The following is a 21,699-nucleotide window of genomic DNA, read 5'->3' as shown; positions in this document are numbered from 1 at the left end:
CAACTGCAGAACATCCTGTCCGGATGGCGGAATTGGTAGACGCGCTAGCTTGAGGTGCTAGTGCCCGTATTAGGGCGTGGGGGTTCAAGTCCCCCTTCGGACACGCAGTGTTGAGACACGCGGCGAACGGCCCACCTTCGGGTGGGCCGTTCGTTTTCGTGCGCCCGCCTACCGCCGCCGCAGCACCCGCCGCACGACCAGCAGCAGCACGCCACCGGCCACGACCGCGGGCCAGTTCACGACGAACGGGTCCATCCACGTGTGGTGCGTGTCGGGCCGCGTGCTCCCGAGCCGCGACGCGATCGGCCGCTTCCCCCGCTCGGCACCGATGCCGGTCTCCCCGATCAGGTCGTCCGGCCGCCCGCGCAGCGCGTCGGTCACCCGGTGGGTCGCGACGTCGATCCGGTCGCCCACGACGAGCAGCATCCAGTGCGCCAGGCGTCCCTCGCTGAAGCGGCGGTAGGCGTACCGCCGCACGACCCCGGCGAGGCCTCGGAGCGGCTGGGCCGTCCCGAACACGGGCGTCACGTGCGCGTGCTCGATCGAGCGCTCGCGCCCCGTCCCGCCCGGCTGCTGCTCCGGGCGGACCCAGTGCGCCCCGGTGGCGGAACCGGCCTCCCTGGACAGCTTCGGCACGCTCGGCCGGTCGGCGGGGTCGAGGTCGCTCCCCCACCCGGGGATCCGCGCCCGGAGCTCGTCCGCACTCGGCGCGTTGCGCTTCCCGTCGGCGATGTACGCGATGTGGTCCGTCATCTCCTCGTCCTCCCTGCTCACGGCACGATCACCGTCTTGATGCACCCGTCGAGCTTCGCGGAGAACAGGTGGTAGCCCTCGGCGATGTGCTCGAGCGGGATGCGGTGCGTGATGATGTCGCTCGGCTTCAGGTGTCCGGCCTGGATGTGCTCGAGCAGCCGCGGCCACTGCCGCTTCACGGGTGCCTGGTTCATGTGGATCGTGACGCCCTTGTTCATGGCGTCACCGAACTTCACCAGGTTCGGGATCGGCCCGTACGCGCCGATGGCCGAGACGGTGCCGCCCTTGCGGACGCCGTCGATCGCCCAGTTCAACGCGACCGGTGAGCCGCCCTGCATCTTGAACTTGGCAGCGCTGACGTGCTGCAGGAAGTTGCCGTCGGCCTCGGCACCCACTGCGTCGATGACGCTGTCAGCCCCGAGGTAGTCGGTCTGCTTCTTCATCTCCACGACCACGTCGTCGACCTCGGCGTAGTTGATCGTCTCGGCGTGTGCGAACGTCCGCGCCTTCTCGAGGCGGTACTCGAACGCGTCGATGACGATCACGCGGCCGGCACCCATGAACCAAGCCGACTTCGCCGCGAACAACCCGACGGGGCCGGCGCCGAGGACCACGACGGTGTCGCCCTCGCGGATCGAGGCGAGCTGCGCCCCGAAGTAGCCGGTGCCGAGCGCGTCGGTCATCAACAGTGCGTCGTCGGGGTCCAGCCAGTCGGGGATGACCTGCGGCCCGACGTCGGCGTACGGCACGCGGACCCGTTCGGCCTGCCCGCCGTCGAAGCCACCGGTCGTGTGCGAGTACCCGAAGATCCCGCCCACCGCGGTGGCGTTCGCGTTGACGTTGTGACAGTTCGTGAACAGGCCCCTGGCGCAGAACCAGCAGGTCCCGCAGGAGATGTGGAACGGGACCATCACGCGGTCGCCCACGCTCAGGTGTTCGACCGACGACCCGATCTGCTCGACGACGCCGATGAACTCGTGGCCGAACGTGTGGCCGACCCGGGTGTCGGGCATCATGCCGTGGTACAGGTGCAGGTCGGATCCGCAGATCGCGGCCCGCTCGACCCGGACGATCGCGTCGTTCGGGTGTTCGATGCGCGGGTCGGGCTTCTCCTCGACCCGGACGCGGTACGGACCTCGGTACGTCATGGCGCGCATGGACGCTCCTCTCGCTCGTCCGCCCAGGGTGGCGAGCGACGCGTGGGAGCCGTTCCAGGTCTGCGCATGGTGACCAATGACGGACGGGAGGTCCGGTGCCAGCTGGCACCGAGCCTCCCGTCCGTCACCGGTCACTTACCAGGGCAGGCGACCGTCGCGGTCGGTGACGGTCCCGGTCGGGGTGTCCGTGCCGAGGGTCGCGATCCGGACTGCTGCGTCGGCGCCGTCCTCGACGCTGTGCCCGAGCTGACCGGTGAACTCGGTCGCTGTCTGTCCGGGATCCACCGCGTTGAAGCGGACGTCCGGGGTGGTCTTGGCGTACTGCATGGTCAGCATGGTGACTGCTGTCTTGGAGGAGCCGTAGGCCGCGAGCGGGTACTGCGACTCGACACGTTCCGCGTCGTGGACCAGCGTGAACGACCCGAGGCCGCTCGTCACGTTGATGACCGAAGGGGCCGTGGAACGCCGGAGGACCGGCAGGAACGTGTTCGTCACACGGACGACGCCGAAGACGTTGGTCTCGTAGACCGCACGCAGCTGGTCGACGGTCATGTCCTCGGGCGCGGTGACGTCCCCGAGGATGCCGGCGTTGTTGACCAGGACGTCGAGGTGGCCCGCCTGGTCCTGGATCGTCGCAGCCGCCGCGGTGACGGACGCGTCGTCCGTGACGTCGAGCTGCACGAACGAGGCGCCGAGCCCCGCTGCGGCAACCCGGCCGCGATCGGTGTCCCGAGCGCCGATCCACACGGTGTGTCCGGCAGCGATCAGCCGCCGGGCGGTCTCGTGGCCGATGCCCTTGTTGCCCCCGGTGATGAGCGTGATGGTCATGGTTCTCCTGCTGTCGTGTGATCGGTCTCGTGGTGGTGCGAGGCCAAGCGTGCGGTCACACGACCTGCCGCAGCCAGGGAAGAACGGTGCTACCCATCGGCGGTGGGCACCGCAGGGTGCTTCCCGAGCATGGGACAGGCGTTCCCATGCGGCGGTCGCCCTGCGCGCCGACAATGGACGGATGCATGCAGACCACGTCGAGGACCTGAGCGAGCTCCTCCGCGCCTGGCGGGGGCGGCTGCGCCCCGAGGACGTCGGCCTGGAGTCGTTCGGGCGTCGACGAACGGCGGGGCTGCGCCGCGAGGAACTCGCGCAGCTCGCCGGCGTCAGCGTGGACTACGTCATGCGCCTGGAACAGGGTCGCTCCCGCACACCCTCAGCCCAGGTCGTCCAGTCCCTCGCACGCGCTCTGCAACTCGACCGCAGCGAGACCGACCTGTTCCACCGCGCAGCCGGACTCGCACCGCCCCGCGCGGGTGTGGTGTCGCGACACATCCCACCTGGTCTGCAGCGCATGCTCGTCCGCATGGCCGATCTCCCGCTGGCCGTGTTCGCCGCCGACTGGACGATGCTGCACTCCACGCCGCTCTGGCAGGCCCTGTTCGACGCGCCGTCGGTGCTCGCGGACCCCGACCAGAACCTGATCGTGCAGACCTTCATCGACGACAGCGTCGCTGAGGTCGCGACGGCGCACGGCGGCCCAGCGTCCTTCGAGCGTGCCCTCGTCGCTGACCTCCGACGCACCGCCGCGAGGCTCGGCGAGGACGCCCGCTTCGCGGCCTTCATCACTCGCCTGCGGCGCGAGAGCGAACGCTTCGCCGCGTACTGGGACGAAGGGCGAGCGGCGGCGCACCAGTCCCTCGTGAAGACGGTCCACAACCGCGTCGTCGGCGACGTCACCCTCGACTGCGACGTCGTCACCGTTCCCGACTCCGACGTCAAGCTCGTCGTCTACTCGACCGCGACAGGAGGACCCGACGCCGAGAAGCTCGACTTCCTCCGCGTCGGAGCCGTCCGAGCCGCATCCCCCACCGACTCCGCACGGTGACCGTACGACGGACGGGAGGCCCGGTGCCAGCTGGCACCGAGCCTCCCGTCTGAGCGTGGTTGCCTAGCTCTTGCTGGCGTCCACGAAGGAGCGACGCGGGTCGGTCTCCTTGATGAGCGAGGTCGCGTCGCGACCGGAGACGGCGCCGGTGACCCAGCCGATGACGATGCGCGCCTTGCGGTTCAGCGTCGGCATCGCGTACACGTGGTACGAGCGGTGCGCGAGCCAGGCGAACAGGTTCGTCATCTTGATGCCCTTGATGTTGGCGGCACCCTTGGCGACACCGTACGAGGCGACCGTGCCCACGGAGACGTGGCGGTACTCCTCGAGCGGCTTGCCCGTGATCGTGGCGACCACGTTGTCCGCGGCGACGACGGCCTGGCGGACGGCGTTCTGCGCGTTCGGCGGGTAGTACGCCGGCTGCTTGTCGGCGGTCAGGTCGGGGACCTGCGCGACGTCGCCGAGGCCCCAGACGCCGGGGACGACCTCGTGGGTGTCCTCGGCCTCGACCTGGAGCTTCGCGTTGGCGGCGAGGTGGCCCTTCGGCCCGCGCGGCAGGTCGGAGGCGTCGAGGAGCGGGTTCGGCTTCACGCCGGCGGTCCAGACGAGCAGGCCGGTGGCGAACTCGTCGCCGTCGGAGAGCTTGACGACGCCGCCCTCGCAGCTCGGCATGGTGGTCTTCAGGCGGACGTCGATGCCGCGGGCACGGAGGGACTCGAGGGTCCACTTCGACAGCTCGGGGCCGACCTCGGGCGCGACGCGGTCGAGCGCGTCGATGAGCACCCAGCGGGGCTGCTCGCCGGCGAGCGACGGGTACGTCTTGATGGCGGCCTGCGAGACGTCGAACAGCTCGCCGATGGCCTCGACACCGGTGTAGCCACCGCCGACGAAGATGCTGGTGAGCAGACGGCGACGCTCGTCGTCGTCACGGGTGGCAGCGGCCTTCGCGATGTTGTCGAGGAGCTTGGCGCGGACGTAGGCCGCCTCTTCCACGGTCTTGAAGCCGACGCCGACCTCGTCGAGGCCCGGGGTCGGGAAGGTGCGCGTGACGGAGCCGAGTGCGACGACGAGCTGGTCGTAGCCGAGCGTGCGGTCGTCGCCGCCGGCCGTGGCGATCGACACGGTCTTGTCGGCCGAGGAGATGCCGGTGACCTTGCCCTGGATCACGCGGGTCTTGCGGAGCGCACGACGGAGCTCGACGGTGACGTCCTTCGGCGCGATGTGACCGCCGGCGACCTCGGGCAGGAACGGCAGGTACGTGTAGTACGTGTTCTGGTCCACGAGGGTGATGCGCATCGGCACGGTCGCGGCGTGCTTCTGCAGCTGCTTGACGGTGGAGTAGCCGGCGGAGCCGCCACCGAGGACGAGGACGTGAGGGATCGAATCTGCCATGTGTCCGGTCTACTCGATCCCGGCTCGCAGCGTCATCATCGCCGCGCGGATCGGGCAGATCGGATGACGATCAGCGACGGGTGTCGCGCAACCGCCACCAGGCGGTCTCGGCGAGCTCGAGGCCCGTGTAGACGCCGTGTGCCGTGCGGCGGGACTCGACCAGGCTGAAGCGCCGGAGTCGGTAGCCGCCGCCGAAGCGGTCGATCACCGCCTCTGGAGACGACGACTCGTCGCGCTTGACGAGCCAGGTGCGGTCGTCGACCTCGACGATCACGGCGCTGGCGCGGGTGCGGGCGCGGTGACTGACGCGGTCACCGTCGGCCGCCGATGCGAGACCGGAGGATGTCGATCCGCTTCTGGATCTGCTCGATGCTCGCCTGTGCCACGGCCGGACCACCGCTGATGCGACGCAGCTCGGCGTGGATCGACCCGTGCGGCTCGTTCGAGTGCCTGGACCAGATCGACACGAGGCGCTGCAGCTCGGAGCGCTGCTCCTTGATCGTCATGTACATCGGGCGGTCGGGCTCGGGTGCCTTCGGCGTGCCGTCCTTCACCGCGCGGCCCTTCGACCGCTTCGCCTGGGTGGCCTGGCGGGCGCGGAGCAGGTCGCGCACCTGGTCGGGTTCGAGCAGCCCGGGGATGCCGATGAAGTCGAGCTCCTCGAGCGAGCCGATCTCACCGCCGGTACCGAACTCGCCGCCGTCGTAGAGGACCCGGTCGAAGGACGCCTGGGAGTCGAGGGCCTCGAACGGCTGCATGTCGAGCAGGCTCTCGGAGGCGCGGTCCTCCTTGTTGGCCTCGGCGACCATGGCGTCCTCGGGGTTGTACATCCCGTCCTCGGCGTCCTTCGGGCGGTCGAGGGCGTGGTCGCGCTCGAGCTCGAGGGTCGCGGCGAGGGCCATCAGCCCCGGCACGCTGGGCAGGAACACCGAGGCGGTCTCACCCCGACGACGGGCACGCACGAAGCGGCCGATCACCTGGGCGAAGAACAGCGGCGTGCTGGCGCTCGTGGCGTACACGCCGACGCAGAGCCGGGGCACGTCGACGCCTTCCGACACCATGCGGACCGCGACCATCCACCGGGAGGTGTCTGCGGCGAACGCGCCGATGCGGCTCGACCCGGCGGCCTCGTCGGAGAGCACGACCGTCGGCCGCTCCCCCGTGATCTGCTGCAGGATCCTGGCGTAGGCCCGCGCGGTCGTGGTGTCGGTGGCGATGACGAGCCCGCCGGCGTCGGGGACCCCGCGCCGGACCTCGGTCAGGCGCGTGTCGGCGGCCTGGAGCACGGCCGGCATCCACTCGCCCTCGGGCGAGAGCGCCGTGCGCCAGGCCTGGGCGGTGATGTCCTTCGTGACCTGCTCGCCGAGGGACGCCGACATCTCGTCGCCCATGCGGGTCTTCCAGCGCATCTGTCCGGCGTAGGCCATGAACAGCACCGGCCGGACGACGCCGTCGGCGAGGGCGCGGCCGTACCCGTAGTTGTAGTCGGAGATCGACGTGCGGATGCCCTGCTCGTCGGGCGCGTACTGCACGAACGGGATCGGCGCGGTGTCGGAGCGGAAGGGCGTGCCGGACAGCGACAGGCGGCGGGTGGCACCGCTGAACGCTTCCCTGATGCCGTCGCCCCAGGTCAGGGCGTCGCCGCCGTGGTGGACCTCGTCGAGCACGACGAGGGTGCGACCACCCTCGGTGATGCGCTTGTGGACCTCGGGGTTCATGCCGACCTGGGCGTACGTGATCGCGACGCCCTGGTAGTGCCGGCCGAACATGCCGTCGCCGTTCTTGAACATCGGGTCGATGCGGATGTTCACGCGGTCGGCGGCGTCGGCCCACTGTCGCTTCAGGTGCTCGGTCGGGGCGACGACCACGATGCGGTCGACGGTGCCGCGGGCCAGGAGCTCGGTGGCGAGTCGGAGCGCGAACGTGGTCTTGCCGGCGCCGGGGGTGGCGGCGGCGAGGAAGTCGCGCGGCTCGGACTCGAAGTACTTCGTGAGGGCTTCGACCTGCCAGGCGCGGAGCTTCGACGCCGTGCCCCACGCCGCACGGTCGGGGAAGGCCGGGGACAGGTGCTCGGCCGCTGCGTTGCCCGCGATCTCCGCCAGTTCGGCCGGCGCGAGGTCGAGCTCGACGGTCTGGCCGCCGTGCCCGTCCGCCCCGGTACGGGGTTGGCCCGCCCGGCCGGCACCGGCGTCGTCGGCTCGGACACCGCCGGGTGCGGCGGGCTGCTGGTCGTCGTACTCCGCTGCGCTCACTTCAGGCGATTCTACCGTCACCCGATGTCCTGCCGAGCATGGGGCGGGCGCTGCTGGGGAGCCCCGCGCACGAGCGATGCCGGTCGCAGCACGCCGGCACCGAAGCGGGCGGTGACGGCGTCGACGGTCGTCTCGGTGTCCCGCCACGGCGCGTCGTCATCCCACAGGGCGTTGCTCGCCGCGGTCGGCACGAGGTTCTCCCCGCGGACGCCGATGAGCCGGATGCGGTTGCCCGGCTTGTGCAGCACGTCGTAGAGCTCGACGGCCTCGCGGTGGATGCGGCGTGCGACGTCGGTCGGCTCGGCCAGCGTGCGGGACCGGGTCAGTGTGGTGAAGTCGGTGTACCGGACCTTGAGCGCGAGGGTCCTGGCCTGCACGTCGGCGCGGCGCATCCGGACGGCGACCTTCTCCGACAGGCGCAGGAGTTCCCGCGCGACGGCGTCACGGTCGGTCAGGTCCGTGCCGAAGGTGACCTCGTGCCCGATGGACTTCTCGCCGACGGCGGTGTCGACCCGGCGGGGGTCGCGCCCCCAGGCGAGGTCGTGCAGGCGCTGTCCACCGGCGGGGCCGAGCAGCGACACGAGCGACCCGAGTGGTGTCGTCGCGAGATCGCCGACCGTGCGCAGGCCGCGGTTCTCGAGGGTCTCCTGCGTCTTGCCGCCGACGCCCCAGAGCGCGGACACCGGCTGCGGGTGCAGGAACGCCACCGTGTCGGCGGCGGGCACGACGAGGAGCCCGTCGGGCTTGGACCGGCTGGAGGCGAGCTTCGCCACGAACTTGGTCGACGCGGCGCCGACGGAGCAGTGCAGCCCGGTCTCGGCGAACACGGCACGGCGGATGGCCTGGCCGATCTCCCACGGCGTGCCGTACAGCCGCAGCGCGCCGGCGACGTCGAGGAAGGCCTCGTCGATGCCGAGGCGCTCGACCTGCGGGGTGAACTGCTCGAACACCCGCATCACGGCGCGGGACTTGGCCTGGTACTTCTCGAAGTGCGGCTCGACGATCACCGCGGCTGGGCATCGGCGCCGGGCGACCGCCATGGGCATCGCGGAGTTGATGCCGTACTTGCGGGCTTCGTAGGTGGCGGCGGTGACGACCGAGCGGTCGGAGTCGTGCCCGACGATCACGGGCAGGCCGACGAGGTCCGGGCGGTCCAGCAGCTCGACGGACGCGAAGAAGGCGTCCATGTCGACGTGCAGCACCGTCGCGGTGACGTCTGCGACCGGCTGGTCGGAGACGAGCCGGTTGCGTCCGTCCTGCTTGCTCACGAGGAGATGGTGCCACCGGCCGCCGACATCGGCGCCGCGACCGGCCCGAGCACCGCGGCCGCGATCGTCCTGGCCGCCGAGTCCCTGGTCGACGGGTGGTACTGCCCCGCGCGGACGTCCCTGGCCAGGCGGGCGAGCTCGCTCGTCGCCCGGAACGCCCCGCCGCCGACGACCCGCATCGCCTCGTCCACCACGTGCTGCGCGGTGTCGACCGTCCGCGCCTTCGTCCCGACGAGCAGGGGGAACCACCGTGATCCGTGGTCCTCGAGCTCGTCGACGTCCCGCGCGAGCGCGTCGACCTGCAGCGCGACGGCGTCGACCGCTCCCTGCATGTCCGCCACCGCGCGCCGCACGTCTGGGTCGTCGGCGCGTGCCCGGCCGTCCAGCCCGTGCCGGTCGCGGACGTGTGCCACCGTGAGCTCGACCGCCCGCTCGGCGATGCCGACGTACACGGACGCGACGAGGAGCTCGAAGGCCGCGAACACCCCGAAGACCAGCGGGTCGGCCGTCGGGCCGACGGGCAGCGACCGCACGATCCGGTCCGCTGGCACGTGCACGCCCTCGAGCAGGGTCGTCCGGCTCTGTGTCGCCCGCATGCCGAAGGTGTCCCAGTCGTCGAGGTGTCGGATCTGGCCGTCGGACCGCAGCGCGAAGCCGTGCACCAGCCGCGGCTCGGCCCCGCTGACGTCCTTGCCGAAGACGCTGAGCACGTCCCACGCCGGTGCGAGCGACGTGGATACCTTCGTCCCGGTGAAGCGGTAGCCGCCGTCGCCGTCCGGCACCGCGTCCGTCAGCGAGTCGAAGAGCACCCGGTCGTTGCCGGGTTCGCTCACCCCGAAGGCCAGCAGGCGGTCCGCCGCGGCGTGGGTCGTGACGGACTGGAGGAACGACTCGCCTCGCGCGGACACGCCGCGGGCCGCCTGCACCCACACCTGGTGCATCCCGAGCCCGAGCGCCGTCGCCGGTGCGGCCCGGGCGAGGCGGCGCTGCACGGCCGCGGTCGCGCGCAGCCCGAGGCCGCTGCCGCCGTCCGCGATCGGCACCCCGATGCGCAGGTAGCCGGCCGCCCGGAGCTCGTCCAGGTCCTCGGCGGCGAAGACGTTCTCGGCGTCGTACCGCGGCGCCCGCTCCGCGATGCGGACGAGCAGGTCCTCGGGGACGGTCCATGGCCGGCGCTTGCCGGTCGGGTTGGCCTCGGTCATGGCACGAGACTATGGTCCGATGCGTGTCAGATCGTCATCCCTGGTCCAGGTACGTCGCGATCGGTGACTCGTTCACCGAGGGGCTCGGTGACCCCGACCCCGGGGCGCCGGGCGGGAACCGCGGCTGGGCCGACCGTGTCGCCGAGGTCCTCGCGGGCCGGACGGACGACTTCGCGTACGCCAACCTCGCGGTCCGCGGGCGGCTGCTCCAGCAGGTCATCGACGAGCAGGTCGAGTCCGCGCTCGCCCTCGGCCCCGACCTGGTCACCGTGTCCGCCGGCGGCAACGACATCATCCGCCCGGGCTCGGACCCGGACGAGGTCGCCGCTCGCTTCGACCGGCTCGTCGCCGACCTCCGCCGCGACGGCGCGACGGTCGTGGTGTTCACCGGACCCGACGTCGGCATGACCCCGGTCCTCGGACTGGTCCGCGGCAAGGCGGCGATCTACAACGAGCACATCCACGCGATCGCCCTGAAGCACGGCGCGCTCGTGGCCGACATGTGGGCGCTCCGCGTGCTGCGGGACCCGCGCATGTGGGCCCCGGACCGCCTGCACCACTCCCCCGTCGGCCACGCCACGATCGCGGCCGCCGTGCTCGACACGCTCGACGTCGACCACGAGCTCGAGCCCTTCACCCCCGAACCGCTCGCCGCCCGGCCCTGGCGCGAGGCCCGCGCGGAGGACCTCGGCTGGGCGCGGGAGTACCTGGTGCCGTGGGTCGTCCGGCGGATCCGGCACACCTCGTCCGGCGACGGCATCACCCCGAAGCGGCCGGAGCTCCAGCCGTTCGGCGGTCGCGACCGGCCCTAGGCGGCGTCGGTGGACGTGCCCTGGAACGGGTTCGTCCAGCGCCACCACACGCCGGGGTCCTGGATGTCGTCCTCGAGGACGAGCGGCACCGTCACCGGCTCGTGGTCCGAGACGTCGAAGCGGACCCGACCGACCCGCTCCCCCTTCGTCCCGAGGGTGACGGTGTCGAGCTTCGTCGTCGCCCGCACGGTCGCCCTGCCCCACACCAACACCTGCGCACCCGACCTGGTCACGGCGTCGGTCTCGTCCTTCCACGGGGTCGAGAAGGTCCCGAAGGACTGCCCACCATGCGCCAGCGTCACGACGTGGAAGCCGTCCGCGGCCGAGTGCAGCAGGCGTTGCACGTCGCCGTCGAGCGTGTCGTGGTCGACGCCGCCGAGCATCGCCCCCACGACCGTCACCGTGCGGCCGCCACGCTCGTACTGCGCCGCGAACAGCAGGCATGCACCGGCCTCGTCGAGGGTGCCGGTCTTGATGCCCTCCACCCCGTCGATCCCCAGGAGCTTGTTCGAGTTCTCGATGTCGCCGACGTCCGGGATCGAGACCGTCTTCGTGCCCACGACCTGCTTCACCACCGGGTTCGCGAGCGCGAGCTGCCCGAGGTCCACCAGGTCGGTCGCCGTCGACCGGTTGTCGGCGTCGAGCCCGGTGGGTTCCTCGATCGTGGTGTGGTCGAGGTCGTGCTCCTTGAGCCACTCGGCGGCAGCGTCCTGGTAGGCGTCGAGCGAGCCGAACGCCCAGATCGCGAGCGCACCCGCGTAGTTGTTCGCCGACTTCATCAGCATGACCTGCAGCGTCTGGTGCTCCGACAGCCGGAGGCCCGCCGGCATCGGGGCGACCTCGCCGTTGACCGCGAGGTACTTGGCGTACAGGCCCTGCATCTCCGGCGTGAAGGCGATCGTCGGGCCGTCCTGTCCTGGGCGCAGGGGCTTGACGTCGAGGACCACCAGCGCGGTCACGACCTTCGAGATGCTGGCGATGGACCGACGCTGCTCGTCCCCGCTCGTCCGCAGGCTCTCCGGGAAGTCGGTGGCCTCGACCGCCGTGGCGCCGTAGCCCGGGAAGTCCAGGGCCGGCACCGTCGAGGTCGGGGCGGCGTACCGGGTGGTCGTCGCGCTCGCCGGGGAGAACGGCACCAGGGCAGCGGCCACGAGGTAGGCGACGGCCAGCAGCAGCACGGCGACGACGGCGATCGTCACCGGCCGGCGGACGGCGGAGCGGGGGCGGCGGACGACACGGGACACGACAGCCGAGCGTACCGGCGGTCCCGACCGGCCATCTGGGGAACCGCCGGGCTGTGGAGAACGCGGGGCGAGCCTCCCGGCGGGGTGGTCGGTGGGGACAGCCGGACGGGAGTCGACCTGCTCAGGACCGGGCGCGCTGGGCGGCGGCGACCGCCCAGAGGCCGACGGCGCTCGCTGCGGCGACGTTCAACGAGTCCACGCCGTGGTGCATCGGGATCCGCACGGTCGTGTCGGCGGCTGCGATGGCCGCCGGCGTCAGGCCCTGGCCCTCGGTGCCCATCACGAGCGCGACGCGCTCCGGGACGTCCGCGGCGAAGACGTCCAGGTCGACGGAGCGGTCGGTCAGCGCCATCGCGGCGAGGTGGAAGCCCTGGTCCCGCAGTTCCTCGCCGGCGGCCGGCCAGTCGCCGATGCGGGTCCACGGCACCTGCAGGACGGTGCCCATGCTGACCCGGACGCTCCGCCGGTACAGCGGGTCGGCGCACCGCGGGCTGACGAGCACGGCGTCCGCGCCGAGGCCGGCGACGCTGCGGAAGACCGCCCCGACGTTGGTGTGGTCGACGATGTCCTCGAGCACGACGACCAGGCGGGCGTCCCGGACGACGTCGGCGACGGTGGGCAGCTCGGGGCGCTGCATCGAGGCGATCGCGCCGCGGTGCATCCGGAAGCCGGTGAGCTCCTCGAGCAGCGCGTCCGGCCCGACGAAGACGGGCCCGTCGTGCTCGGTGACGAGGGGCAGCACGTCGTCGAGCCACTTCTCCTGCACCAGGACGCTCCGCGGGACGTGTCCGGCGCGGATCGCCCGCTCGATGACCGTGCTCGACTCGGCGATGTACAGGCCGCCCTCGGGTTCGCTCACCCGGCGGAGCGCGACGTCCGTCAGCCGGGCGAAGTCGTCGAGGCGGGGATCGTCGAGGGTGTCGATGCGGACGGGGTGCACGGGTCTCGTTCCGGTCGGGCGGCGGTCGGTCTGCGGGGGCTGACGACCGTGCCGCCGCGGACGGGAAGTGACGGGGCCGGTCGGCTGTTGAGGGTACCGTGAACCTGATGGCGACGAGCGACGCGACGAGCACCGACCTCGACCAGGCCGCTGCGCTGCTGGCGGGCAAGCGGATCGCCGTGCTGTCCGGGGCCGGGCTCAGCACCGACTCCGGCATCCCCGACTACCGCGGCGCTGGCCGCGTCGTGCGCAAGCCGATGACGTTCCAGGAGTTCCTGGCCGACCCGAGCAAGCGCCAGCGCTACTGGGCCGGGTCGCACCTCGGCTGGCGCACCTTCGCCGCCGCCCGGCCGAACGACGGCCACCGTGCCCTCGCCACGCTCGAGGACCGCGGGGTCGTCACCGGGGTCATCACCCAGAACGTCGACGGCCTGCACCTCCGCGCCGGCTCACGTCGGGTCGTGGAGATCCACGGGTCGATGGACCGCGCCCTCTGCCTGACGTGCGGGCAGGTCTTCGCCCGCGCCGACCTCGCCGCGACCATCGACGGCCTGAACCCCTGGATCGACGAACCCGGGTCCGTGCAGCTCCAGCCGGACGGCGACGTGGAGATCACCGACGTCGAGCGCTTCGTCGTGCCGGGCTGCTCGGTCTGCGGTGGCGTGCTGAAGCCGGACGTCGTGTTCTTCGGCGAGTTCGTCCCCACGGAGAAGTTCACCGAGTCGGTGTCGATCGTGGCCGACGCGGACGCTCTGCTCGTCGTCGGGTCCTCGCTCACGGTGAACTCCGGCGTGCGGCTCGTCGACCACGCGGCCCGGCGGAAGCACCCCGTCGTGATCGTGAACCGCGGTGCCACCCGCAGCGACCGCCGAGCCGCCGTGAAGATCGAGGGCGGCACCACGGAGACGCTGGTCGCCCTGGCGGAGCGGCTGGCGGGCTGAGCCCCTGGCAGGGGCTGGCGGGCTGACCGAGCGGCTCGCGCCCTGGCGGGGCCGCTGGCGGGCTGACGGGCCCGTCGGGCTGCTCTGTCATGATCGTGGGGTGACGACCCACCTGTACCTCGTCCGGCACGGCGAGACCGACTGGAACGCCGAGCGCCGCATCCAGGGCTCGACCGACATCCCGCTCAACGACACCGGACGCCAGCAGGCACGCGCCGCCGCGGAGCTGCTCGCACGGCGCTCGTTCGACGCGGTCGTCGCCTCGCCGCTCTCGCGGGCCTTCGAGACCGGGTCGGTCATCGCCGAACGGCTCGGGCTCCCGGTTCCCACGGCCTACCCGGGGCTGGCCGAGCGGGCCTACGGCGATGCCGAGGGGCTGACGGACGACGAGGTCCTGGCGCAGTACCCGCACGACGCCATCCCCGGCCGGGAGTCGAAGTCGGCGCTGCTCGCCCGCGTCACGGAGACCCTCGGGGAGATCGCGGTGCGGTTCGACGGCGGGGTCATCGTCGTCGCGACCCACGGTGCCGTCATCCGCAGCGTGGTGAACGCCGCCGCACCCGGCACCGCCGACCGCCGACACACGCCGATCCGGAACGGCTCGATCCACTCGTTCCGCTGGGACCCGGAGCGCTTCCACGCGGAGCTCGTCCGCTTCGACGACCCGGTCGAGGAGCTGCCGGAAGCGCCGGAGTCCGAGGCGTTCGACGAGCAGAACCCGCTCGAGCAGCGGAACTGAACCGCACGGCGCCCGGGTCGCCCGGAGCGGTCGTTGCGCGATCGTTGTCCGGCGCTGGCGTGTCCGCTCGGGCAGCCAGACTACGATCCTGAAGCACTCGACGACACGACGTCCGTGCCGCGTGCGACACCGGGGGTGACATGACGATCGAGGGTCCGGGTGGCACCGGTTGGCAGCGCGAGCAGCCGACGGGCGCCACGACACAGGACGACGACGACCTCGACCGCGCCTTCGGGACGGAGACCGGCGCCGTCGCCACGCGGAGCGGCCCGCAGCGGGTCCGGTCGTGGTCCCTGCTCGTCGTCGGGGTCGTCGTCGCAGCCGTGGTCATCGTCGTGGTCCTGGGCCTCATCGTGTCCAGCGTGCAGAACGGCGTCGGCGGGATCGTCCCCCGACCGGAACGGAGCGCCGCGCAGTTCACGGCGGACGTCCGCGACGTCTCGGGTATCGCGTCGGCGAAGACCGCGGAGCCCACGAAGACCTCGCTCATCAGCTACGATGTCGTCACCGCCCTGCGCGCCGACGAGGACCTCAGCCACGCCCGCCGCGCCGAGCTGGTCCGGCAGGTCAGCGGCGCTGCGGCCTCGTCCAGCGGCACCGGCGTCCACGTGTACGCGGTCACCGACTTCGGCGACGTCGTCGTCGGCGTGTCCGAGTCCGCCGATGTCAGCGCGGAGCGGCTCGCCGTGGCCGAGGACGTCAAGGCGATCGGCGGCGTGCTCCGCGTGCACTGCGTCTGGGACACGGACCACGAGGGCGGCGCGCGCTCCGACGACGCCAAGGAGCAGCGGGTGATCGTCGAGACCGCCGGCACCGGCGTCGGACTCGCTGCGGTGGCCGACGCGGCGCAGAAGATCGTGCTCAAGGAGTTCCCGGGGGCCACCGTCCTGACGGCGGTACCGGGCAGCGTCTGACCGGTAGCCCGTCTCAGCCCCGCCGGTCCGCCACGGCACGCTCGACGGCCCGCACGACCTGCTCGGCCGAGTCCGCCCAGCGGAACCGCGCCGCACGGTCGAGCGACGCGGCCGACGCCTCGTCCCACCGCCCGTCGAGCCGACGCACGGCAGCCGCCACGGCGGAAGGCGAGTCCGGGTCGAAGTACTCCGCCACGTCGCCGCCGATCTCTCGGAAGATCGGGATGTCGCTCACCGCGACGGGGGTGCCGACGCCCATCGCCTCGACGAGCGGGATCCCGAAGCCCTCGTCGTGGGACGCCGTGACGAGCGCCGTCGCAGACCGCAGCGCATCGAGGTACTCCTCGTCCGAGGCCCCGTCGTGGAACACGACCGCCCCGGCCGGCGCGAGTGCCTCGAGCCGCGTCCGGTCGGCCTCCGACACGCGCGACATGCAGTGCAGCGTCCAGTCCGCGCCGAGGAGCGGCAGCGCCGCCGCGAGCGTCTCGACGTTCTTGTACGGCATGAACGACCCCATGTAGACGAGCGACTTCGTCCGCGCTCCCCCGGCCGGCCGCGGCGCCGCCGGGTCGGCTGCGTTGTACGCCACGGTGACGGGCCGCTTCGTCAGGCGGTGGTCCGCGATCAGCCCCGCCGTCGTCTCGGAGACCGTCACGACACCGTCGGCGCCGTTCAGCAGCATCCGCTGTGGCCACCACGCCAGGTGGAAGGCCCGCCAGCCCAGTCGGAGCGGCCACGAGAACTCACGCGGGGGCGTGCGGTTCCGGTAGTAGATGAGGTCGTGCAGGGTCAACACGAGGGCGTAGGACCGTCCGCGCGAGCCCATCGTCTGCATGGGCGAGAAGACGGCGTCGAGCCCGAGTCGGTTCACCCGTCGGGCGACGAGCGGTTCGCCCGGCTCGGTCGGCGCCGGCACGAGCTCCCACGGCAGGTGCTGTGGCAACGGGGCCAGCTGCCGCTCGTCGTTGACCAGCAGCACGGCGTCGTGGCGGTCCGGCAGGTGCGCGGCGATCCCGGCGGTGAACCGGCTGATGCCGTCGTGGCGTCCGATGCGGACGTACCGGCAGTCGATCCCGATCCGCAGGCGGGTCACGACGCGCTCTCCGGGTCCGACGTGGTCCCCCGGTCCGCCGTGGTCCCCCGGTCCGACGCGCTCCGCCGGTCCGGCCTGGAGGCTCGACCCGGCTTGGCAGCGCGGCCCGGCTTCCGCACGGGGTCCGCCATGCGTCGCAGCGTCGCCTCGGCCGCCGCGGCCGGCGTCTCGTAGTGCACCAGGTGGCCGACGCCCGGGATGACGACCAGTTCGGCGTCCGGGAGACTGGCGGCCAGGGCGCGCTGCTCGGGCACGGCGGTGATGTCGTCGCGCTCGGCCGCGATGAGCAGCACGGGGACGGTGATCCGGTCCGCGTACTCGGACACGTCGTGGGTGACCGACGTCCGGAAGGCCTCGAGCACGCTCGTCCGGTCCGCGAACGCCGAGAAGTACCGGTCGTGCTGGTCGTGCACCCACCGGCGCAGGTCGGGGTCGTGCGACTTCAGCATCGCGACGCTCATCGCGCGGACGACCGCCCGGTTGCGGAGCACCCCGAGTCCGAGCGGCCGGGGCAGGGCAGCACCGGCGCGGTAGTACGCGATCGCGATGCCGGTGCCCACGGCGCGCGGACCCTGCAGGGCCGGGGCCGCGATCGGGTTCACGAGGACCAGGAGCCGGGTGTCGAGTCCGGCGGCCACCGCAGCCGACACCACGATCGAGCCGAACGAGTGCCCGAGCACGACGGCGCTCCGGTCGAGCCCGAGGGCGGCGTGGAAGCCGCGGAGCCACCCGACGTACGCGTCGACGTCGGACACGGTCAGCGGGTCCGACACGCCGAAGCCCGGCAGGTCCGGCACGATGACCCGCACGCCGACCAGGTGTGCGGCGATCGACTCGAGCCCGTGGTGGTCCCCGCGGAACCCGTGCACCGCGAGGACGGTCTGCGTGGCGTCGGTCGGGCCGTACTCCCAGTAGTGCGTGGTCCGGCCGTCGACCTCGACGGCACGGTGCACGACCGGGGTCGAGGCCATCAGCGACTGGTACGGGGAGAGGACGGGCGATCGCATCCGCGTCAGTCTAGGACTGCCGTTCGCCCTGACCCTGGAACACGTTCGGCCGGAGCCGCCTATCGTGTCCGGGGCGGGCCTGGTGCCAACCGGTCCGTCTCTGACGACGAGGAGCACGGTGACCTTCACAGCCCCGATCCAGCTGCCCGGACTGACGCTCGATCCGCTCTGGTACAAGCGCTCCGTGTTCTACGAGTGCATGATCCGGTCCTTCGTGGACTCGAACGGTGACGGCACGGGCGACCTCCAGGGGCTGATCAGCCGCCTCGACTACCTGCAGTGGCTCGGCGTCGACGCGCTCTGGCTCCCGCCGTTCTTCCGCTCGCCCCTGCGCGACGGCGGCTACGACATCTCCGACTACAAGGCGATCCTGCCGGAGTTCGGCACGCTCGAGGAGTTCCGGGAGCTCGTCACGAAGTCGCACGAGCGCAACATGCGCATCGTCATCGACATGGTGATCAACCACACCTCGGACCAGCACGAGTGGTTCCAGCAGTCCCGCGAGGACCCGGACGGCCCGTACGGCGACTTCTACGTCTGGCGCGACACCGACGAGCACTACGAGAACATCCGCGTGATCTTCGTCGACACCGAGGAGTCGAACTGGACGTTCGACCCGGTCCGTCGCCAGTTCTTCTTCCACCGGTTCTTCTCGCACCAGCCCGACCTGAACTTCGAGAACCCGGCGGTCGTCGAGGCCATCTACGACGTCATCCGGCACTGGCTGGACCTCGGTGTCGACGGCCTGCGACTCGACGCCATCCCCTACCTCTTCGAGTCCGAGGAGGGCAACGGCGAGGGCGAGCCGGAGACCCACGAGTTCATCAAGAAGATGCGCAAGATGGTCGACGAGGAGTACCCCGGCCGCGTGCTCATCGCCGAGGCGAACCAGTGGCCCCGCGAGACCGCCGCGTTCTTCGGCACCGACGAGGAGCCCGAGTGCCACATGGCGTTCGACTTCCCGGTGATGCCGCGCATCTTCTACTCGCTCCGCGCCCAGCACGCCAAGGAGCTCTCCGCGATCCTCTCCGAGACGCTCGACGTGCCGGAGAGCGCCGCGTGGGGCGTGTTCCTCCGCAACCACGACGAGCTCACCCTCGAGATGGTCAGCGAGGAGTACCGCCAGGCGATGTACGGCTGGTACGGCTACGACCCGCGGATGCGCTCGAACATCGGCATCCGCCGTCGTCTCGCGCCGCTGCTCGACAACTCCCGCGCCGAGCTCGAGCTCATCCATGCGCTGCTGTTCTCGCTGCCCGGCTCGCCGTTCCTGTACTACGGCGACGAGATCGGGATGGGCGACAACATCTGGCTGCCGGACCGCGACGCCTCGCGCACGCCGATGCAGTGGACGCCGGACCGCAACGCCGGGTTCTCCAGCGCCGACCCGGGCAAGCTCTTCCTGCCCGTCGTCCAGTCGCTCGTCTACAACTACGCGCAGGTGAACGTCGAGGCCCAGCTCGCGCAGTCCCGCTCGCTGCTGCACTGGGTGCGGAACGTCATCCACGTGCGGAAGGCCCACCCGGTCTTCGGCATGGGCTCCCTGGCCGTGCAGCAGACCGACAACGAGAGCGTCCTGGCGTTCGTCCGCTCGTGGGAGGGCGCCGGCACGCAGTTCGGCCCGTCCGCCGAGGACGTCCTGTGCGTGTTCTCCTTCGCGGTCAACGCCACGACGGCGACGATCTCGGCTCCCGAGTACGCCGGACGCCCGCTGTACGACCTGTTCGGTGGCGCGTCGTTCCCCTCGTTCGACGACGAGGGCAAGGTCACGCTGACCCTCGGCACGCAGTCGTTCTACTGGCTGCACGTCGGTGCCGCACCGACGCAGCAGGTCCCGGCAGCGCCGGCGGCCCCCGCCGCGTAGTCCCCACCCCACGCCCGCCGGGAGGCCCCACACGCTCCCGGCGGGCGCGTCGCGTCGAGGTGTCGGTCGCTCCGGTTAGCCTCGTGGTGTGACGTACTCCGCAACCGAGCTGGACGCCCCGGCCACCGCTCAGGACCTCTCAGCTCGTCCCTGGTGGCACGCACTCGGCGTCTTCGACCTCGAGACCACCGGCATCGACGTCGAGACCGCCCGGATCGTCACCGCCCACGTGGGCCTGATCGACATGACCGGGCGCAGCATCGTCGAGGGTGCCTGGCTCGCCGACCCCGGCGTGCCCATCCCCGAGCAGGCCTCCGCGGTCCACGGCATCAGCACCGAGCGCGCCCAGGCCGAGGGCCGTCCTGCAGGAGAGGTCGTCGCCGAGATCGTCCTCGCGATCGAGGCCGTCTTCGCCCGGGGCATCCCCCTGGTGATCTACAACGCCCCGTACGACCTCACGCTGCTCGACAGAGAGGCCAAGCGGCACGGCATCGCCTCCCCCGTCATCGGCAACGTCGTCGACCCGCTCGTGATCGACAAGGCGCTCGACACCTACCGCAAGGGCAAGCGCACGCTCGAGGCCGCCGCGGAGACCTACGGCGTCACCCTCTCCGACGCCCACGACGCCGGCGCGGACGCCATCGCTGCCGGCCGTGTCGCGCAGGCCATCGCGCTGAAGTACCCCGACGACCTCACCGTCTCGGCCGAGGAACTCCACCGCAAGCAGGTCGCCTGGTGCGCCGACCAGGCCGTCTCGTTCCAGGACTACATGCGCAAGAAGCGCGACCCGTCCTTCATCGCCGACGGCCGCTGGCCCCACCGCACCGCCGACTGAGCACAGACACCACATCGCGCCCCGCAACGAACAATGCGCCCCTGCATGCGGGGGCGCATTGTTCGTGTGGGGGCGCGATCGCGGAGACGTGTGCCGCCAACGCGAACGGGCGGCCCTCCCGGAGGAGGACCGCCCGTGTGACGCGTGGGGCTGCTTACTTGGAGAAGCCCTTGAAGCGCTGGTTGAACTTCTCGACGCGACCGGCCGAGTCGAGGATGCGCTGCTTGCCCGTGTAGAACGGGTGCGACGCGGACGAGATCTCGACGTCGATCACCGGGTAGGTGGCACCGTCGAGCTCGATGGTCTTGTCGCTGTTCGCGGTCGATCGCGTCAGGAACGTCTCACCGGAGGCCAGGTCGCGGAAGACGATGGCGCGGTACTCGGGGTGGGTCTCGGTCTTCATGAGGTGATTCCTTGGGTGGATAGCGGTGTTGAGAGCGGGGCGGTCGCCCCGGAAGTCTGCGGCTCACGCCAGCCGTCCACGTTACCAGACAGCAGGCCCGAGCGGGAGCAGGACACGTCGTCGAACCGGGTCAGGCGGCGCGCGCCGTGAAGCGTCCGGCGTCCTTCGTCACGGTCAGGGCGATGCCGAAGGCCTCGCTCAGCGTGGCGTCGGTCAGGACGTCGTCGATCGGGCCGGCGGCCTGGATGTGGCCGGAGGACAGGATCAGCGCGTGCGTGAAGCCGGCGGGGATCTCCTCGACGTGGTGCGTCACGATGACGATCGCCGGCGAGTCCGAGCTCTGCGCGTACCCGCCGAGGGTCCGCACCAGGCTCTCGCGGGCGCCGAGGTCGAGCGACGCGGCCGGCTCGTCGAGGAACAGGATCTCCGGGTCGGTCATGACCGCTCGGGCGATCTGCACGCGCTTCTGCTCGCCGTCGCTGAGCTCGCCGAAGGTCCGGTCGGTGAAGGACCCGAGGCCCCACTCGTCGAGCACGCGCTGGGCGCGACGGACGTCGAGCTCCTCGTACTCCTCGTTCCAGCGACCCGTGACCGAGTACGCGGCGGTGAGGACCACGTCGATGACCTTCTCGGTCACCGGGATGCGACGGGCAAGTGCGGTGGACGCGAAGCCGATGCGGGGCCGGAGCTCGAACAGGTCGGCGCCGCCGAGTTCGGTCCCGAGGACCTCGACCTCACCCGAGGTCGGGAAGCTCTGCGCGCCCGCGACCTGCAGCAGGGTGGTCTTGCCGGCGCCGTTCGCACCGAGCACGACCCACCGCTCGTCGTCCTGCACCTCCCACGAGACCGCGTCGAGGATGGTGGCCCCGTTCCGGACCACGGACACGTCTGACAAGCGCACAACCGAGGGCATGCCCCAACCCTACGCGAGCGGACCGTCACCCGATGTCCGCAGGGCGCGCGCGTCGCGCCTGTTGGCGGACGGACGGGAGGCCCGGGTGACGTCC

Annotated in this window: 21 protein-coding genes and 1 tRNA gene; 8 read left to right on the top strand and 14 right to left on the bottom strand. The window is 71.6% G+C overall.

Annotated features, from left to right (window positions below):
• The first annotated feature begins 17 nt into the window (after nucleotides 1-17).
• Nucleotides 18-103: transfer RNA gene (locus BIU98_RS09510), tRNA-Leu, on the top strand.
• 65 nt (nucleotides 104-168) lie between these two features.
• Here BIU98_RS09510 and BIU98_RS09505 read toward each other — a convergent pair.
• The 3 genes from BIU98_RS09505 to BIU98_RS09495 all read right to left on the bottom strand — a co-directional run bounded on the left by BIU98_RS09505 (nucleotide 169) and on the right by BIU98_RS09495 (nucleotide 2,738).
• Complete coding sequence (locus tag BIU98_RS09505; protein ID WP_254787837.1) at nucleotides 169-774, bottom strand: hypothetical protein; 606 nt, start codon at nucleotides 772-774, stop codon at nucleotides 169-171.
• The gene (locus BIU98_RS09500; RefSeq protein ID WP_071275301.1) at nucleotides 771-1,910 is read right to left on the bottom strand and encodes a zinc-dependent alcohol dehydrogenase; all 1,140 of its coding nucleotides are present in this window, start codon (nucleotides 1,908-1,910) and stop codon (nucleotides 771-773) included. Before BIU98_RS09500 ends, BIU98_RS09505 begins: the two co-directional genes overlap by 4 nt.
• A gap of 135 nt (nucleotides 1,911-2,045) precedes the next feature.
• The gene (locus BIU98_RS09495; RefSeq protein ID WP_071275299.1) at nucleotides 2,046-2,738 is read right to left on the bottom strand and encodes an SDR family NAD(P)-dependent oxidoreductase; all 693 of its coding nucleotides are present in this window, start codon (nucleotides 2,736-2,738) and stop codon (nucleotides 2,046-2,048) included.
• A gap of 181 nt (nucleotides 2,739-2,919) precedes the next feature.
• On the opposite strand from BIU98_RS09495, the gene BIU98_RS09490 reads away from it, so the two are divergent.
• Nucleotides 2,920-3,786 (top strand): helix-turn-helix transcriptional regulator, encoded by an 867-nt coding sequence (locus BIU98_RS09490; RefSeq protein ID WP_071275296.1) that lies wholly within the window; start codon nucleotides 2,920-2,922, stop codon nucleotides 3,784-3,786.
• 63 nt (nucleotides 3,787-3,849) lie between these two features.
• Here the strand turns inward: BIU98_RS09490 and BIU98_RS09485 are convergent, their stop codons facing one another.
• The 5 genes from BIU98_RS09485 to BIU98_RS09465 form a co-directional block, all read right to left on the bottom strand.
• Nucleotides 3,850-5,178, bottom strand: coding sequence for an NAD(P)/FAD-dependent oxidoreductase (locus BIU98_RS09485; RefSeq protein WP_071275294.1), 1,329 nt, complete (start codon nucleotides 5,176-5,178; stop codon nucleotides 3,850-3,852).
• A 70-nt stretch (nucleotides 5,179-5,248) separates the two neighbouring features.
• Nucleotides 5,249-5,452 carry a hypothetical protein gene (locus tag BIU98_RS09480; protein ID WP_071275292.1) on the bottom strand — a complete coding sequence of 68 codons (204 nt, stop codon included), beginning with the start codon at nucleotides 5,450-5,452 and terminating at the stop codon, nucleotides 5,249-5,251.
• Between the two features lie 37 nt (nucleotides 5,453-5,489).
• Nucleotides 5,490-7,280 carry a DEAD/DEAH box helicase gene (locus tag BIU98_RS09475; RefSeq protein WP_071276402.1) on the bottom strand — a complete coding sequence of 597 codons (1,791 nt, stop codon included), beginning with the start codon at nucleotides 7,278-7,280 and terminating at the stop codon, nucleotides 5,490-5,492.
• 167 nt (nucleotides 7,281-7,447) lie between these two features.
• A complete protein-coding gene (gene dinB / locus BIU98_RS09470) occupies nucleotides 7,448-8,698 on the bottom strand; it encodes a DNA polymerase IV (protein ID WP_071275290.1) in 1,251 nt (416 codons plus the stop codon).
• Complete coding sequence (locus BIU98_RS09465; protein WP_071275288.1) at nucleotides 8,695-9,900, bottom strand: acyl-CoA dehydrogenase family protein; 1,206 nt, start codon at nucleotides 9,898-9,900, stop codon at nucleotides 8,695-8,697. The genes dinB and BIU98_RS09465 overlap by 4 nt, the downstream gene beginning before the upstream one ends.
• A 23-nt stretch (nucleotides 9,901-9,923) precedes the next feature.
• On the opposite strand from BIU98_RS09465, the gene BIU98_RS09460 reads away from it, so the two are divergent.
• A complete protein-coding gene (locus tag BIU98_RS09460) occupies nucleotides 9,924-10,712 on the top strand; it encodes an SGNH/GDSL hydrolase family protein (RefSeq protein WP_071275286.1) in 789 nt (262 codons plus the stop codon).
• Here the strand turns inward: BIU98_RS09460 and BIU98_RS09455 are convergent.
• Nucleotides 10,709-11,956, bottom strand: coding sequence for a D-alanyl-D-alanine carboxypeptidase family protein (locus tag BIU98_RS09455; RefSeq protein WP_083393137.1), 1,248 nt, complete (start codon nucleotides 11,954-11,956; stop codon nucleotides 10,709-10,711). The genes BIU98_RS09460 and BIU98_RS09455 overlap by 4 nt on opposite strands.
• Before the next feature lie 121 nt (nucleotides 11,957-12,077).
• A complete protein-coding gene (locus tag BIU98_RS09450) occupies nucleotides 12,078-12,896 on the bottom strand; it encodes an RNA methyltransferase (RefSeq protein WP_071275284.1) in 819 nt (272 codons plus the stop codon).
• 107 nt (nucleotides 12,897-13,003) lie between these two features.
• Here BIU98_RS09450 and BIU98_RS09445 point away from each other — a divergent pair, with 107 nt between their 5' ends.
• The 3 genes from BIU98_RS09445 to BIU98_RS09435 all read left to right on the top strand — a co-directional run bounded on the left by BIU98_RS09445 (nucleotide 13,004) and on the right by BIU98_RS09435 (nucleotide 15,490).
• Nucleotides 13,004-13,837 carry a Sir2 family NAD-dependent protein deacetylase gene (locus BIU98_RS09445; protein WP_071275282.1) on the top strand — a complete coding sequence of 278 codons (834 nt, stop codon included), beginning with the start codon at nucleotides 13,004-13,006 and terminating at the stop codon, nucleotides 13,835-13,837.
• Nucleotides 13,838-13,937: 100 nt separating this feature from the next.
• Entirely contained in the window at nucleotides 13,938-14,576 is a 639-nt protein-coding gene (locus BIU98_RS09440; RefSeq protein ID WP_071275280.1) for a histidine phosphatase family protein, read from the top strand.
• 140 nt (nucleotides 14,577-14,716) lie between these two features.
• On the top strand, nucleotides 14,717-15,490 hold the full coding sequence (locus tag BIU98_RS09435; RefSeq protein ID WP_071275278.1) for a hypothetical protein: 774 nt from the start codon (nucleotides 14,717-14,719) through the stop codon (nucleotides 15,488-15,490).
• A gap of 13 nt (nucleotides 15,491-15,503) precedes the next feature.
• On the opposite strand, the gene BIU98_RS09430 is transcribed toward BIU98_RS09435, so the two are convergent.
• Together BIU98_RS09430 and BIU98_RS09425 are read right to left on the bottom strand one after the other, a co-directional pair.
• Nucleotides 15,504-16,574 carry a glycosyltransferase family 1 protein gene (locus tag BIU98_RS09430; RefSeq protein WP_071276398.1) on the bottom strand — a complete coding sequence of 357 codons (1,071 nt, stop codon included), beginning with the start codon at nucleotides 16,572-16,574 and terminating at the stop codon, nucleotides 15,504-15,506.
• 5 nt (nucleotides 16,575-16,579) lie between these two features.
• On the bottom strand, nucleotides 16,580-17,590 hold the full coding sequence (locus BIU98_RS09425; protein ID WP_071275276.1) for an alpha/beta fold hydrolase: 1,011 nt from the start codon (nucleotides 17,588-17,590) through the stop codon (nucleotides 16,580-16,582).
• A gap of 118 nt (nucleotides 17,591-17,708) precedes the next feature.
• Between BIU98_RS09425 and treS the strand changes: the two genes are divergently transcribed.
• Nucleotides 17,709-19,454, top strand: coding sequence for a maltose alpha-D-glucosyltransferase (treS, locus tag BIU98_RS09420; protein ID WP_071275274.1), 1,746 nt, complete (start codon nucleotides 17,709-17,711; stop codon nucleotides 19,452-19,454).
• Between the two features lie 88 nt (nucleotides 19,455-19,542).
• Nucleotides 19,543-20,289 carry an exonuclease domain-containing protein gene (locus BIU98_RS09415; RefSeq protein ID WP_083393136.1) on the top strand — a complete coding sequence of 249 codons (747 nt, stop codon included), beginning with the start codon at nucleotides 19,543-19,545 and terminating at the stop codon, nucleotides 20,287-20,289.
• A 154-nt stretch (nucleotides 20,290-20,443) separates the two neighbouring features.
• Here BIU98_RS09415 and BIU98_RS09410 read toward each other — a convergent pair whose 3' ends face one another.
• Both BIU98_RS09410 and BIU98_RS09405 read right to left on the bottom strand, forming a co-directional pair.
• Entirely contained in the window at nucleotides 20,444-20,692 is a 249-nt protein-coding gene (locus tag BIU98_RS09410; RefSeq protein ID WP_071275272.1) for a type B 50S ribosomal protein L31, read from the bottom strand.
• A gap of 130 nt (nucleotides 20,693-20,822) precedes the next feature.
• Nucleotides 20,823-21,605, bottom strand: coding sequence for an ABC transporter ATP-binding protein (locus BIU98_RS09405; protein WP_071275270.1), 783 nt, complete (start codon nucleotides 21,603-21,605; stop codon nucleotides 20,823-20,825).
• Nucleotides 21,606-21,699 lie beyond the last annotated feature (94 nt).

Source organism: Curtobacterium sp. MMLR14_010 (genome assembly GCF_001865015.1).
GTDB lineage: Bacteria > Actinomycetota > Actinomycetes > Actinomycetales > Microbacteriaceae > Curtobacterium.
This window is presented reverse-complemented; position numbering and strand designations above follow the sequence as displayed.

Bases quoted from the DNA above. Each gene is read 5' to 3' on its own strand.
- BIU98_RS09500 (WP_071275301.1), bottom strand. From the start codon at position 1,910: ATGCGCGCCATGACGTACCGAGGTCCGTACCGCGTCCGGGTCGAGGAG.
- BIU98_RS09495 (WP_071275299.1), bottom strand. From the start codon at position 2,738: ATGACCATCACGCTCATCACCGGGGGCAACAAGGGCATCGGCCACGAG.
- BIU98_RS09490 (WP_071275296.1), top strand. From the start codon at position 2,920: ATGCATGCAGACCACGTCGAGGACCTGAGCGAGCTCCTCCGCGCCTGG.
- BIU98_RS09485 (WP_071275294.1), bottom strand. From the start codon at position 5,178: ATGGCAGATTCGATCCCTCACGTCCTCGTCCTCGGTGGCGGCTCCGCC.
- BIU98_RS09465 (WP_071275288.1), bottom strand. From the start codon at position 9,900: ATGACCGAGGCCAACCCGACCGGCAAGCGCCGGCCATGGACCGTCCCC.
- BIU98_RS09445 (WP_071275282.1), top strand. From the start codon at position 13,004: ATGGCGACGAGCGACGCGACGAGCACCGACCTCGACCAGGCCGCTGCG.
- BIU98_RS09435 (WP_071275278.1), top strand. From the start codon at position 14,717: ATGACGATCGAGGGTCCGGGTGGCACCGGTTGGCAGCGCGAGCAGCCG.
- BIU98_RS09425 (WP_071275276.1), bottom strand. From the start codon at position 17,590: ATGCGATCGCCCGTCCTCTCCCCGTACCAGTCGCTGATGGCCTCGACC.
- BIU98_RS09410 (WP_071275272.1), bottom strand. From the start codon at position 20,692: ATGAAGACCGAGACCCACCCCGAGTACCGCGCCATCGTCTTCCGCGAC.
- BIU98_RS09405 (WP_071275270.1), bottom strand. From the start codon at position 21,605: ATGCCCTCGGTTGTGCGCTTGTCAGACGTGTCCGTGGTCCGGAACGGG.